Raw genomic sequence first — 13,221 nt, forward strand, 5'->3', positions numbered from 1 at the left:
CGCCGGCGAGCGCACGGCCATAACGGCGTTCTGGCTATACTTCGGCCCATGAGCATCATGTCCCGACCGTCTGTTCGTCTCGCACTGGTTGGTGCGACCTTTCTCCTGCTTGCCGCTTGCGGCAACAAGGGCCCGCTGGTGATGCCGCAGAAGCCGGTGCCGGTGGAAGCCCAGCCGGTGCCGCAGCCGGCGGATGCGTCGCAACCGCTGGACGAGTCCACGCCTGCGCCTGCGCCGGTGGATGGCGATACCAAGCCCGCATCCACCACCGACCAGCCCGCTAGCAGCGGCAATGAGCGCTGACGGTCGCAGCGGGCGTCTGCGTTTCACCAAAATGCATGGCGCCGGCAACGACTTCGTGGTGCTGGACCTGCGCGACGGTACGCCGCCACCGGATGCCGCACTGGCGGCGCAGCTGGCCGACCGCCACTTCGGGGTGGGCTGCGATCAGATCCTGACCATCGAGGCACCGCGCAGCCAAGGTGCCGTGGCGGCCTACGGCATCTGGAATTCCGATGGCTCGGCCGCCCGCCAATGCGGCAACGGCGCACGCTGTGTCGCCGCGTGGCTGGTGCGCGACGGCACGGCCCAGGGCGAGCGCTTCATCATCGACAGCCCAATGTCCGCGCACGCGGTCGAGCGCCTCGACGGCGACCGCTACGCGGTGGCGATGGGTGTCCCGCAGTTCGAGCCCGCCCAGATTCCGCTGGCCGGGTTTGCACATGCGCGCGACGAATATGCGCTGCCGGTGCACGGCGAGACCGTGCGCTTTGGCGCGGTGTCGATGGGCAACCCGCACGCGGTGGTCGAAGTCGGTCGCGTCGATGCAGCACCGGTGGAACGCGTAGGCGCGCTGCTGCAGCAGAACGCGGCGTTTCCCGATTCGGTCAATGTGGGTTTCGTGCAGGTGGTCGACCCCGCGCATGTGCGCTTGCGCGTGTTCGAGCGCGGGGTGGGCGAAACGCTGGCCTGTGGGAGTGGCGCCTGTGCGGCCGCGGTGGTGTTGATGCAACGCGGCCGTGTCGAGCGCGATGTGCAGGTGTCTTTGCCCGGTGGCGAGTTACGCATTCGTTGGCCCGGCGACCAGGAGCAGGTGGTCATGTCCGGCCCGGCGGTGTTCGTCTTCGATGGAGAATGGAACCGATGAGCGAGAACACGGACAAATTCGGCGCGCACGAAGTGGCCACCTGGTTGCGACGTCACCCGACCTTCCTCAAGCAGTTCCCGGATCTGGCGGTGAGCTTGCTGGTGCCGCGCGACGACGGCCCCACCGCTTCGTTGGCCACCTACCAGTTGGAAGTGCTACGCGACAAGAACCGCGAACTCTCGCGCCGCCTGCACGAGCTCGGCAGCAACGCGCAGGAAAACGAGCGGCTGTCAGTGCGCACGCATCAACTCACGCTTGCGTTGATGCGCCAGACCAGCGCGGCCGACACGCTCAAGGCGATGGCCGCCTCGCTGGCGGAAGATTTCAACGGCGAACTGGTGCGGCTGGTGTTGCTAAAGCCCGTCGATGCGCTGGATGCGGACTGGCTGCAGACCATCGCGATCGACGATGCACGGCTGGCGCCGTTCCGCGATTGCCTCAACGATGGCGAGCCCATCTGCGGCCGCCTGCAAGCTGAAAAACACACGCTGCTTTACGGCGCACAAGCGGGGCAGGTGCACTCCACCGCGTTGCTGCCGCTGCCGGGCATCGGCCTGATCGCGGTGGGGAGCAGCGATGCCAACCGGTTCTATCCCGGCATGGGCACGCTCTTCCTGCGCATGATGGGCGAATCGTTGAGCGTGGCGTTGCAGCGCTTCGACGTGTGAGGCCCATGGCTGCGCACACAGGCGTTGGCGACATGGGGCGCTGGTGGTGGCGCTGCTTCTGCAGCAGGGAGAGTGAGGTGTTGGCAGTCGAGTCTCTGCGTTGTCTGCACCTGCAGGGCGCGCGCGTCGCGCGCGTGTTGCAGATGACGGCAGTCACCCCGCGCAATCGGGAGCGCTGAGGTGTCATCGGTCGACGAGTTCCTGACGTACCTGCAGGTCGAGCGGCAAGTATCGGCGCACACGCTGGACGCGTATCGGCGCGACCTTGCAGCCCTGGTCGTCTGGGCAGCCGAGCAGGCGACCGAAGCTGGCGTGCAGGACGCTGCGGTGCCTGGCGAGACTGCACAGCTCGACAGCGCGCACTTGCGGCAATTCGTTGCGGCAGAGCATCGACGCGGGCTGTCGGCAAAGAGCCTGCAGCGCCGCCTGTCGGCATGCCGCAGTTATTACGCCTGGTTGCTCAAGCATGGCCGCATTTCGGCCAGCCCGGCGGCGGCGCTGCGTGCGCCCAAGGCGCCGCGCAAGTTGCCGCAGGTGCTGGACGCCGACGAAGCCGTGCGTCTGGTGGAAGTGCCGACCGATGCGCCATTGGGCCTGCGCGACCGCGCGCTGCTGGAAGTGTTCTACTCGTCCGGGCTGCGCCTGAGCGAGTTGTGCGCGTTGCGCTGGCGCGACCTGGACCTGGACAGCGGCCTGGTGATGGTGCTCGGCAAAGGCAGCAAGCAGCGCCTGGTGCCGGTGGGCTCGCACGCGATCGCCGCCTTGCGCGAGTGGCGACGCGACAGTGGTGCAAGCGCCGACAGCCACGTCTTCCCTGGCCGTGCCGGCGGTGCGCTTTCGCAACGTGCAGTGCAGATCCGCATCAAGCAGCTGGCCGTGCGCCAGGGCATGTTCAAGGACGTGCACCCGCATATGCTGCGCCACAGCTTCGCCAGCCATATCCTGGAATCGTCCGGCGATCTGCGCGGCGTGCAGGAGTTGCTGGGCCATTCGGACATCGCCACCACCCAGATCTACACGCATCTGGATTTCCAGCACTTGGCCAAGGTCTACGATGCCGCGCATCCGCGTGCCAGGCGCAAGAAAGCTGCAGAGTGAGCGCCAAGCTGTAAGCAGCCGGCAGCCGGCGTCATCGATTCGTGCGGTTCATTGCCGCAGGTCGGTCTGCATGTCGCGTGCAACCGTGTTGCTGTCTCGCAAGTGAGCGCCACCATCCCTGCCTGCGGCGACTGGTCGCGGCGTGCTTGAACCCGGCATGGGCGTCCCCACCTCCTTGGAAACCCTCGGAGGATCCATGGACCCTAGCCAGAACCCCAATATCGTTCACGCCACCACCATCATTTCGGTTCGACGTGGTGGGCATGTCGCCGTCGCCGGCGATGGCCAGGTCACCCTTGGCCATACGGTCATGAAGGGCAATGCACGCAAGGTGCGTCGGCTGGGGCGCGAGGGCCAGGTGCTGGCCGGTTTCGCCGGTGCGGCAGCCGATGCGTTCACCTTGTTCGAATTGTTCGAAGCCAAGCTCGACAAGCACGGCCAGCTGACGCGCGCTGCAGTGGAACTGGCCAAGGATTGGCGCACCGAGCGCCGGCTGGGCAAGCTCGAAGCGCTGCTGGCCGTGGCCGACAAGGAAACTTCGCTGATCATCAGCGGCACCGGCGATGTGATCGAACCGGAAGACGGCATCATCGCCATCGGTTCTGGCGGCTCGTACGCCTTGTCGGCCGCACGCGCGCTGCTGGCGCACACCGAGCTGGATGCCAAGACCATCGCCACCGAAGCGATCAATATTGCCGGCGATATCTGCATCTATACCAATCGCAACGTGGTGGTCGAAGAGCTGTGATTCGGGATTCGGGATTGGGGATTCGCAAAAGCGCTCCTTTCCCTCCGCCCGGATATCCATCGATCGTTCCCATTCCGCTTTTACGAATCTCAAATCCCTAATGCCAAATCCCGATACCGCCACCATGACTCCGCGCGAAATCGTGCAGGAGCTCGACCGTCATATCGTTGGCCAGCACGATGCCAAGCGCGCGGTTGCCATCGCGCTGCGTAACCGCTGGCGCCGCATGCAGTTGCCGGAAGAACTGCGCAACGAAGTGATGCCCAAGAACATCCTGATGATCGGCCCCACTGGCGTGGGCAAGACCGAGATTGCGCGGCGCCTGGCGACGTTGGCCAATGCGCCCTTCGTCAAGGTCGAAGCCACGCGCTTTACCGAAGTGGGGTATGTGGGCAAGGATGTGGAGCAGATCATCCGCGACCTGGCCGATACGTCCGTCAAGCTGTATCGCGAGCAGGCCAAGGTGCGCGTGCGCAACCAGGCCGAAGAGCGTGCCGAAGACCGCATCCTGGACGCATTGCTGCCACGTCGCGCGGCCGGGATTGGGTTTGATCCGGAAGCGGCGCGCAACGAGCCCTCGTCGCAGGACAACGAAACCCGCATCAAGTTCCGTCGCATGCTGCGCAACGGCGAGCTGGACGAGCGCGAGATCGAACTGGACGTGGCGGTGAACGCCAGCATGGACATCATGACCCCGCCGGGCATGGAGGAAATGGGCCAGCAATTGCGGCAGATGTTCTCCAATCTGGGCAGCGGCAAGTCGCAGAAGCGCAAGCTCACCATCAAGGCGGCGCGCCCGCTGTTGATCGAGGAAGAAGCCGGCAAGCTGGTCAACGAAGACGACGTGCGCACTGCGGCCATCGAGGCGTGCGAGCAGCATGGCATCGTGTTCATCGATGAGATCGACAAGGTGGCCAAGCGCGGCGAAGCCGGCTCCAGCGGCGGCGATGTCAGCCGCGAAGGCGTGCAGCGCGATCTGTTGCCGCTGGTGGAAGGCTCCAACGTGTCCACCAAGTACGGCACGGTCAAGACCGACCACATCCTGTTCATTGCATCCGGCGCGTTTCATCTGGCCAAGCCCAGCGATCTGATTCCGGAGCTGCAGGGCCGCTTCCCGATCCGCGTGGAACTGACCGCGCTGACCAAGGCCGATTTCGTGCGCATCCTCACCGAGCCCAAGGCCGCCTTGATCAAGCAGTACGAGGCCTTGCTGCAGACCGAAGGCGTGGCATTGACGTTTGCGTCTGACGCGGTGGATCGGCTTGCCGAGATTGCCGCGCAGGTCAACGAGCGCCAGGAGAATATCGGCGCCCGTCGCCTGCACACGGTGTTGGAGCGTCTGCTGGATGTGTTGAGCTATGAAGCGCCCGATCGCGATGGGCAGAGCGTGACCGTGGACGCCGCCTATGTGGATGCGCAGCTGGGTGAGCTGGTACAGGATCCGGACCTGAGTCGCTACATCCTCTGATGGTGCTGCACGGCGACGTGCGAACGGTTTTAGAAAAGACCCGCCATTGGCGGGTCTTTTTGTTTGCAGAAGGCACTGCTGACAAGCCAGGTCTTGGCGCAGATCGGCACTGCGATGCAAGCCAAACAGCAGCGCCACTGCGCAGTGGCATTGCCTGTCATCTGTCACCGCGCACGGCTACGCACCTGCAGTGGCGCTGACGTCAATCCTCGCCAATATCTTCGTTCCACACATCCGGGTTGGCGGAAATATAGCCGCCAAGCAGGTCGATGCATTCCTGGCTATGCAGATCGATCACGTTGACGCCGTGCTCGCGCAACCACGCGATGCCGCCCTGGAACGTGACCGATTCCCCGACCACCACCGTGCCGATGTTGAACTGGCGTACCAGCCCGCTGCAGTACCAGCACGGCGCCAACGTGGTGACCATGATGGTGTCCTTGTAGCGGCGCTGGCGGCCGGCCTTGCGAAATGCGTCGGTCTCGCCGTGTACCGAGGGGTCGTTTTCCTGCACGCGGCGGTTATGGCCGCAGCCGAGCAGGCGCCCGTCGTTGTGGTATAGCGCCGCGCCGATCGGGATGCCGCCTTCGGCCAGGCCCTGGCGTGCTTCGGTGATGGCGGTGTCCAGCAACGCGCGGTAGTCGGGGGTGGTGATCATGCGAACTCCAAAGGGGCCGCGCCGGCAGGGCGCAGCATGTCGAGATGGGGAATACCATCTTCCAGGTACGGTGCGGAAGCAGGTGCAAACCCGTGCGCCGCGTAGAACGATTGCAGGTGCGCCTGCGCACCGAGCTGGATCGCGTGACCCGGCCACTGCGTGTGCACCAACCGGATGCCTTCGCCTAACAGCGCATGCGCAAGTCCAGTGCCACGAAATGCAGCGGCGACGACCACACGGCCGATGCTCGGTTCGGAATAACTCAAGCCCGGCGGCAGCACGCGCAGGTAAGCCGCCAACGCGGCGTCATTGGCGGTGCCCAGCAGATGCAGCACCGCCGGATCGGTATCTTTGCCATCCAGTTCCGGATAGGCGCATTGCTGCTCCACCACGAACACATCCGTGCGCAGCCGCAGCAGCGCATACAGCTGCGTGGTGTTCAGTTGCGCAAACCGCAGGTGCTGCCAGTGCAGGGCAGGAAGGGGCATGGTGGGCATCACTGCATGATAGCGGCAGTGCCGCCGTTGAGCTGCGACGTCATGCCGGTGTGGGGTACTGGCTGCCTGACCTGCGCCGACACTGGTGCCCACGCGCGGATACCGGTTTGTGCCTAGTCGACTGCGCTGTCGGTATCGACGGCCACCACCACCGACATGCCCGGCCGCAGCCGCGGCGCCAACGGCTGGTCCGGATCGACGCTGATGCGCAGCGGAATGCGTTGGGCAATCTTGACGAAGTTGCCGGTGGCGTTATCGGCCGGCAGCACGCTGAATTCGGAGCCGGCAGCCGGCGAAATGTCCTGTACGCGGCCATGCAGGCGCGCGTTGTCCAGCGCATCCACGGTGAAGCTGGCGCGCTGGCCGATGCGGATCCTGGCCATCTGGGTTTCCTTGAAATTGGCCACGATCCACAGCGTGTCCGGCACCAGCGACATCAGCTGCGTGCCGTTGGTGACGTAGGCGCCCTGGCGCACGCCAAGCTGGCCGAGCTGGCCGTCGCGCGGGGCCAGGATGCGCGTGTTGTCCAGGTTGATCTGTGCCAGCTGCACGGCGGCCTGCGCATTGGCGAGCGCGGCTTCCAACGCGGCGCGGTTGACGGTCACGCTGCGGGCGTTTTCTTCGGCGGCCTGCACTGCGGCACGTGCCTGCGCCACGCCGGCATCGGCTTGCGCGCGCGCGGCAAATGCGGTGTCGCGGTCCTGCTCGGAGACCAGTTGCTGGCTGGCCAGCTGCTGCGTCCGTGCATAGGCCGAACGGGTGCGCTCGCGTTGTGCCTGGTTGCTGCTCAGCGCCGCGCGCTGCTCGGCGATCGTGGCTTCGGCGCTGTGGCGTTGTTGATCCCAGTTGGCAAGGTTGGCCTGGGCGGTCTGCACTTGCGCCTTGGCCTGTTCGAGTTGCTGGGCATAGATGCGATCGTCGATGCGTGCCAGCAACTGGCCGCGCTTGACGTGCGCAAAGTCCTGCACCGGTACCTGCGTGACATAGCCGCTCACCTGCGGCGCAATCACCGTGATCTGACCGTGCACCATCGCATTTTCGGTGCGTTCGATCGCACTGACGAACGGCGGCAGGCGCCAGGCATACAGCACCAGCGCCACGCCGATCAGGGCAAGCCCGCCGAAGCCGATGACCCCGGCCAGACGACGACGACGTTGCCGGTCGGCAGGCGGGGAGGAATCTGCTGGTGTCTTCATGGGCGCGCAGTGGGAGCAGGAGGAGGAGGGGGCGATACCGAGGGGCGCAGATAGCGGCGCCACAGCAGCACGGACAGGATCCACACGCCGGTGGCGATGGCGATGCAGCCGATCAACAGGAACACGTCGTTGTACGCCAGCACATTGGCCTCGCGCGTGGCGACCGTGCCCAGCGTGCGCACGCCTTGGGCCTGACGCAGTGCCGGGTCGCCGATGCTGCGGCCATACAGGCTTGCATAGGCCTGTACGCGCGCGGCCACCTGCGGGTCGGTCAGCGCCAGATGTTCCACCAATTGGCTGGAATGGTATTTCTCGCGCACCACCTGCACGGTGCCGAGCAGGGCGCTGCCGAGCAGGCCGCCCATGTTCTGCGCCATGCCGAACAGCACGATGAAACTGATCAGGTTGCCCGGCTGCGCGATCACCCGGCCGATGCCGGCCACCATCGCCGGGCCGATGAAGAACGTGCTGCCGAAGGCGAGCAGGAACTGGCTCACATACATCTGTTCGGGGCGGGTGAGGCTGGTGGCATCGGCATCCATGAAGCAGCCCACACAGATGGCCGCCACCGCGATGATCAGATGTTCGGCAACCCGCGCCGGGTTGATCAGCCACGCGCTGGCCGCCACGCCGACCACCGCGCCCAGCAGCATCAGCGCAAACAGGGTCTGCAGTTGCGTGTTGGCCAGGCCCAGCGTCTGGAAGAAGCCGATGGCGCCGGTGCTTTGTTCCGACAGCACCAGGCGGATCAACAGGATCGCCAGCCCCAGCCGCAACATGTCCGCACTGGCCAGCCAGCGCGTGTTGATCATCGGATTACGGCGGTTGTGTTCGATCCAGGCCGCCGTGCACAGCAGCACGATGGACGCGGCCAGCACCACGCCCAGCCACGGCGTGCTGGTCCACCACAGCAGGCGCCCGAGCGAGAGCACCGCGGCCAGGCCGGCGGCGCCGGCGGCGAACAGGCTGAAGGTGAGGAAATCCAGCGGCTCGAACACGCGATACCGGTCGCTTGGCGGTAACTTGAGCGCCAGCACGCAGGCCAGCGCGAACACCGCCAGCCCGCACTCGAACAGGTACAGGCCTTGCCACTCGCCAAATTCCAGCAGGTCGGTGGAAAACACCCGCGCCAGCGGCAACGCCAGCTGGGTCATGCCCAGGCCCAGCACCACGGCCTTGAGCCGATATTTCGAGGGAAAGGCCTGGATCACGTAATACAGACCCAGCGAGCTGAGCGCGGCGCCGACCAATCCATGCGCGGCACGCACGGTGATCGCCGAGCTCAGGCTGTGCACGAACAGGTGCGCGAAGGCGATGAGCGCGTACAGCGCCAGGAAGATTTCGGTGAACCGGCGCAACCCGAACTGCTGGCGAAACTTCACCAGCAGCAGGTTCGCCGACATGTTGGTCATCACATAGGCGGCCGGCAGCCACGCCATTTCGGTGGCATAGGCGCCCAGCGTGCCTTGCAGGTAGGTGAGGTTGGCAGTGACCAGGGCGTTGCTCAGCCCTCCGGTGAGCGCCACCACCGCGCCCACCAGGCCGTACTGAATACGCCGCCGGATAGGGTGCAGGGGGGTGGAGGCCGACCCGGGCAGGGTGGGCCGCTCGTGGGGCTGCCAGTCGCGCTGGACGTACTTGTCGCGCACTGAGTGCTCGCAGGGCCGGTCGCAGGTGAAAACGCGATTGTGGTCCGGTTGCGGTCATGGCGGCGTCAGCAGTGCGATAATCCAGCCATGAGCGAATCCCCCTATACCTCCGGTACCACCCATTTCGGCTTTCGCGATGTCGCTGCCAAGGACAAGCAGAAGCTGGTCGGCGAAGTGTTCACCTCGGTCGCGCGTAACTACGACCTGATGAACGATCTGATGAGCCTGGGCGTGCACCGCGCATGGAAACGCTACTTCGTGGCGACCGCGCAGGTGAAGCCAGGCGACCGCGTGCTGGACCTGGCCGGCGGTACCGGCGACATCGCCGTGCTGCTCAAGGAGCGCGTGGGCAATGAAGGTGCGGTGGTGCTGGGCGACATCAATGCCGGCATGCTGTCGGTGGGCCGCGACCGGCTGACCAACCGCGGGCTGGTGTCCGGTTTCGACTACGTGCAATGCAATGCCGAAGCGCTGCCGTTCCCGGACCAGAGTTTCGACCTGGTGACCATTTCCTTCGGCCTGCGCAACGTCACCGACAAGGACGCCGCCTTGCGCGAGATGTACCGCGTACTGAAGGTCGGCGGCCAGGCGCGCGTGCTGGAATTTTCCGAAGTCACCGCCGAGTGGTTCAAGCCGATCTACGACTTCCACTCGTTCAAGATCCTGCCCAAGCTGGGCCAGCTGTTCGCACGCGATGCCGATAGCTACCAATACCTGGCCGAAAGCATCCGCAAGCATCCGCCGCAGGAATCGCTCAAGGGCATGATGGGCGAGGCCGGGTTTGCGCGTTGCCACTTCAAGAACCTGACCGGCGGCATCGTGGCCATCCACTCCGGCTACAAGATCTAAGCAGGTCGTTTCAGCCCGGTTGGCGTCGGCGCGCGTAGCGTGCGCTGGCGCTCGCCCACCGCGTGCACGGGATCGCGCGTTGCGTGGAAGCGGTGTCGCACATGGATACACCAGCGAAGTTCTGAGACTTCCGTCGCGTTGGCTCGACACGCTCTCGGCGACACTAAACGCTCTTTTGCCGGAGTGTTGGATGCGCTTGTACGCCGGGCTCTCGCGCGTGTTTCCCCGCTCCTTCAGCGCCAAACTGCTGGCGGTGACCTTCCTGGGCATCCATCTGCCGTTGCTGTTGTTGATCGCCTGGTTGGCAGCGCAGAGCGAACTGGACGGGCGCCCGCTGTGGTCGGTGGTGATCGTGGCATTGCTGGCCACCCTGGCCGGCACGGCGCTAACCTTGGTCGCGCTGTACCGGCTGCTGGCGCCGCTGCGCATCGCTGCCGATGCGCTGGATTCGTATTACGCCGATCAACGCCTGCCTATGCTTCCCGAACAGGGTGACGATGAATTGGGCCGCCTGTTGCGCGGCATCAACCGCAGCCTGCGCGGCATCGATGCCGGCATGCGCGATCTCAAGAAACACGCCTTGTTCGACCCGTTGACAGAAGCGCTGAACCGGCGCGGCTGCGAACAGGCGATGCGCGATTCGGTGATCGCCTCCCAGCGCGAAGGCTGGCCGTTCGTGCTGTTCGTGCTGGACATGGACAACCTCAAGCAGATCAACGACCGCTTCGGCCATCTGGCTGGCGACCGCGTGCTGGTGCGTCTGGTGAACTCGGCGTACGGCTGGTTGGGCGCGCAGGACTGGGTCGGGCGTTGGGGCGGCGACGAATTCCTGATCGGCATCCATGCCAGCGAAGACGACGCCACGCTCAAGCTCAACCAATGGCTCTCGATGCTCGAGCGCGAAGATGCCGACGAGGCGCCGCTGCATGTGAGCGCCGGCAGTGCGGTGTGCGAACAAGGGCTGGATGCCACCGAACTGTATCGCCGCGCCGATGCGGCGATGTACCGCGCCAAGTTCTCCGGCGGCCGGCGTCTGGTGCGCGACGGGCACGACGCCCCGCGCGGCCATCCGGTGGCCTGACCTGGGAAAGCCGATTGCGACAGCACGCGGCAGGCCATCGCGCGGATGGCTACCGATGGCACGGGCAGGCTGCGGCGCAGGGCGTTAAAATGCCTCATTCTCCTTGCTGCGGTGCCGTCGATGCGCTTCCCGTTCCTGTCGCTGTCCCTGGCCGTGTCCATCGCGCTGGCCGGCTGTTCCAATGACTCCACGCCGTCGGCCTCCCCCACCGCGCCGGCCGCCACTGCCAAGGCCCCCGTGAAAGCAGACGCCCGCAACCACGACGAAAGTTCCTACGCCCAGCCGCAGCTGGTGGTCATCAAGGACCTGGCGCTGGACCTGAAGCTGGATTTCGATGCCAAGCAGATCGGCGGCACTGCCACCTACACGCTGGAGTGGAAGGACAAGGCCGCCAAACAACTGGTGCTGGATACGCGCGAGTTGAGCATTGCGCAGGTACAGGCGGACGATGGCAAGGGCGGCCTGTCGCCGCTGCAGTTCGCCCTGGCACCGGCCGACAAGACCTTCGGTAGCAAACTCACCATCGAAGCGCCGCATCAGCCGGGCAAGGTGGTGATCACCTATCACACCGCACCCACCGCCTCGGGCCTGCAGTGGCTGGAGCCGTCGATGACCGAAGGCAAGCAACTGCCTTTCATGTTCAGCCAATCGCAGGCGATTCACGCGCGCAGCTGGGTGCCGCTGCAGGACACCCCGAGCGTGCGCTTCACCTATAGCGCGCATGTCACCTCGCGCCCGGACGTGATGGTGCTGATGAGCGCCGACAACGACCCCAAGGCGGCACGCGACGGCGATTACAACTTCAAGATGCCCGAGCCGATTCCGTCCTACCTGCTGGCGATCGCCGCCGGCGACGTGGTGTTCAAGCCGATTTCCGCGCGCTCGGGCGTGTGGGCCGAGCCGGCCATGGCCGACAAGGCCGCCAAGGAATTCGAAGACACCGAAAAGATGATCGGTGCCGCCGAAAAACTGTATGGCCCGTATCGCTGGGGCCGTTACGACATGCTGGTGCTACCGCCGTCGTTTCCGTTCGGCGGCATGGAAAATCCGCGCCTGACCTTCGCCACGCCTACCGTAATCGTCGGCGACAAGTCGCTGGTCTCGCTGGTCGCGCACGAACTGGCGCATAGCTGGTCGGGCAACCTGGTGACCAATGCCAGCTGGAAGGACATCTGGCTCAACGAAGGGTTCACCACCTACGTGCAGGGCCGCATCACCGAGGCGCTGTACGGCAACGAGATGGCCGAGATGGAGCGCGAAATCGACCAGGGCGATTTGCTGGCCGAAGTCAAAGACATGCCGCCGGCCGACCAGGTATTGGAGTTGCCGCCGCTGGCCCAGCGCGACCCTGACGAGGCCTTGAGCCAGGTTGCCTACGTCAAGGGCGCGTGGTTCCTGCAGTTCCTGGAGCAGCGTTTCGGTCGCGAAGTATTCGACCCGTTCCTGCGCGGCTGGTTCGACGATCATGCCTTCCAGAGCGCCACCACCGACCAGTTCGTCGATTACCTGAAGAAGAACCTGCTGGACAAGCATCCCAACACGGTCAGCGCAGCCGAAGTGGATGCGTGGCTGAAGCAGCCGGGCATTCCGGCCTTCGCCGCCAAGGCGCGCTCGCGCAGCTTTTCGATCGTGGATACCGCACGCATCGCCTGGAGCGGCAGCGGCACCTTGCCGAACAAGCAGGTCACCAGCGAGTGGGGCACGCAGGAATGGGTGCACTTCCTCAGCGGCATGGGCGCCACGCTCAAGCCCGAGCAGCTCAAGCAGCTGGATGAGGCGTACCACTTCACCGGCACGCCGAATGGCGAGATCGCCATGCGCTGGTATCCGCTGGCCATTCGCAGTGGCTACACCGATGCGCGCGCTGCCGCGGGCGAGTTCATCGAACGCGTCGGCCGCCGCAAGCTGGTGCTGCCGATTTACGCCGAATTGTTGAAGACGCCCGACGGCATCGCGTTCGCCGAACAGGCCTTCGAAAAGGCCAAGCCCAGCTATCACCCGATCACCACCGCATCGGTGGCCGAGATGATCGCCAAGGCCAAGGCGGCACCGCCGGCGCAGCCGTAAGGGCAGCGGAGGGCGTTGCAGACGCCCTCCGGCCACCTCCATCGCTGCCGTAGGAGCGCACCCGGGCGCGAGGTGGCTTTACCGGGAATGCTCCA

General features: G+C 65.4%; 13 protein-coding genes. 9 read left to right on the top strand and 4 right to left on the bottom strand.

Features of this window, described 5'->3' with window-relative positions:
* The first annotated feature begins 48 nt into the window (after positions 1-48).
* The 6 genes from lptM to hslU all read left to right on the top strand — a co-directional run bounded on the left by lptM (position 49) and on the right by hslU (position 5,129).
* A complete protein-coding gene (gene lptM / locus ACDH77_RS03115) occupies positions 49-303 on the top strand; it encodes an LPS translocon maturation chaperone LptM (protein ID WP_008571698.1) in 255 nt (84 codons plus the stop codon).
* Positions 293-1,147 (top strand): diaminopimelate epimerase, encoded by an 855-nt coding sequence (dapF, locus tag ACDH77_RS03120; RefSeq protein ID WP_014089309.1) that lies wholly within the window; start codon positions 293-295, stop codon positions 1,145-1,147. The genes lptM and dapF overlap by 11 nt, the downstream gene beginning before the upstream one ends.
* Complete coding sequence (locus ACDH77_RS03125; RefSeq protein WP_008571700.1) at positions 1,144-1,815, top strand: DUF484 family protein; 672 nt, start codon at positions 1,144-1,146, stop codon at positions 1,813-1,815. Before dapF ends, ACDH77_RS03125 begins: the two co-directional genes overlap by 4 nt.
* Positions 1,816-1,995: 180 nt before the next feature.
* Positions 1,996-2,913: a tyrosine recombinase XerC gene (gene xerC, locus ACDH77_RS03130; protein WP_014089311.1), complete on the top strand. Its 918-nt coding sequence runs from the start codon at positions 1,996-1,998 to the stop codon at positions 2,911-2,913.
* A 196-nt stretch (positions 2,914-3,109) separates the two neighbouring features.
* Positions 3,110-3,661, top strand: coding sequence for an ATP-dependent protease subunit HslV (gene hslV, locus ACDH77_RS03135; RefSeq protein ID WP_005997221.1), 552 nt, complete (start codon positions 3,110-3,112; stop codon positions 3,659-3,661).
* A gap of 100 nt (positions 3,662-3,761) precedes the next feature.
* A complete protein-coding gene (gene hslU, locus ACDH77_RS03140) occupies positions 3,762-5,129 on the top strand; it encodes an ATP-dependent protease ATPase subunit HslU (protein WP_029818597.1) in 1,368 nt (455 codons plus the stop codon).
* Between the two features lie 202 nt (positions 5,130-5,331).
* Here hslU and ACDH77_RS03145 read toward each other — a convergent pair whose 3' ends face one another.
* The 4 genes from ACDH77_RS03145 to ACDH77_RS03160 form a co-directional block, all read right to left on the bottom strand.
* Positions 5,332-5,787, bottom strand: a complete 456-nt coding sequence (locus ACDH77_RS03145) for a nucleoside deaminase (protein ID WP_011346314.1) — start codon at positions 5,785-5,787, stop codon at positions 5,332-5,334.
* Positions 5,784-6,284, bottom strand: a complete 501-nt coding sequence (locus ACDH77_RS03150) for a GNAT family N-acetyltransferase (protein ID WP_008577306.1) — start codon at positions 6,282-6,284, stop codon at positions 5,784-5,786. Before ACDH77_RS03150 ends, ACDH77_RS03145 begins: the two co-directional genes overlap by 4 nt.
* A gap of 113 nt (positions 6,285-6,397) precedes the next feature.
* A complete protein-coding gene (locus ACDH77_RS03155) occupies positions 6,398-7,480 on the bottom strand; it encodes an HlyD family secretion protein (protein ID WP_372353730.1) in 1,083 nt (360 codons plus the stop codon).
* The gene (locus ACDH77_RS03160; protein WP_031420951.1) at positions 7,477-9,129 is read right to left on the bottom strand and encodes an MFS transporter; all 1,653 of its coding nucleotides are present in this window, start codon (positions 9,127-9,129) and stop codon (positions 7,477-7,479) included. Before ACDH77_RS03160 ends, ACDH77_RS03155 begins: the two co-directional genes overlap by 4 nt.
* An 87-nt stretch (positions 9,130-9,216) precedes the next feature.
* On the opposite strand from ACDH77_RS03160, the gene ubiE reads away from it, so the two are divergent.
* From ubiE to ACDH77_RS03175, 3 genes are all read left to right on the top strand, one after another.
* On the top strand, positions 9,217-9,978 hold the full coding sequence (ubiE, locus tag ACDH77_RS03165; protein WP_008577300.1) for a bifunctional demethylmenaquinone methyltransferase/2-methoxy-6-polyprenyl-1,4-benzoquinol methylase UbiE: 762 nt from the start codon (positions 9,217-9,219) through the stop codon (positions 9,976-9,978).
* A gap of 190 nt (positions 9,979-10,168) precedes the next feature.
* The gene (locus ACDH77_RS03170; RefSeq protein WP_372353731.1) at positions 10,169-11,059 is read left to right on the top strand and encodes a diguanylate cyclase domain-containing protein; all 891 of its coding nucleotides are present in this window, start codon (positions 10,169-10,171) and stop codon (positions 11,057-11,059) included.
* A 120-nt stretch (positions 11,060-11,179) separates the two neighbouring features.
* Positions 11,180-13,126: a M1 family metallopeptidase gene (locus ACDH77_RS03175; protein WP_277573314.1), complete on the top strand. Its 1,947-nt coding sequence runs from the start codon at positions 11,180-11,182 to the stop codon at positions 13,124-13,126.
* Positions 13,127-13,221: the final 95 nt, after the last annotated feature.

It is taken from the genome of Xanthomonas axonopodis pv. maculifoliigardeniae (genome assembly GCF_041519315.1).
Classification (GTDB): domain Bacteria; phylum Pseudomonadota; class Gammaproteobacteria; order Xanthomonadales; family Xanthomonadaceae; genus Xanthomonas; species Xanthomonas euvesicatoria.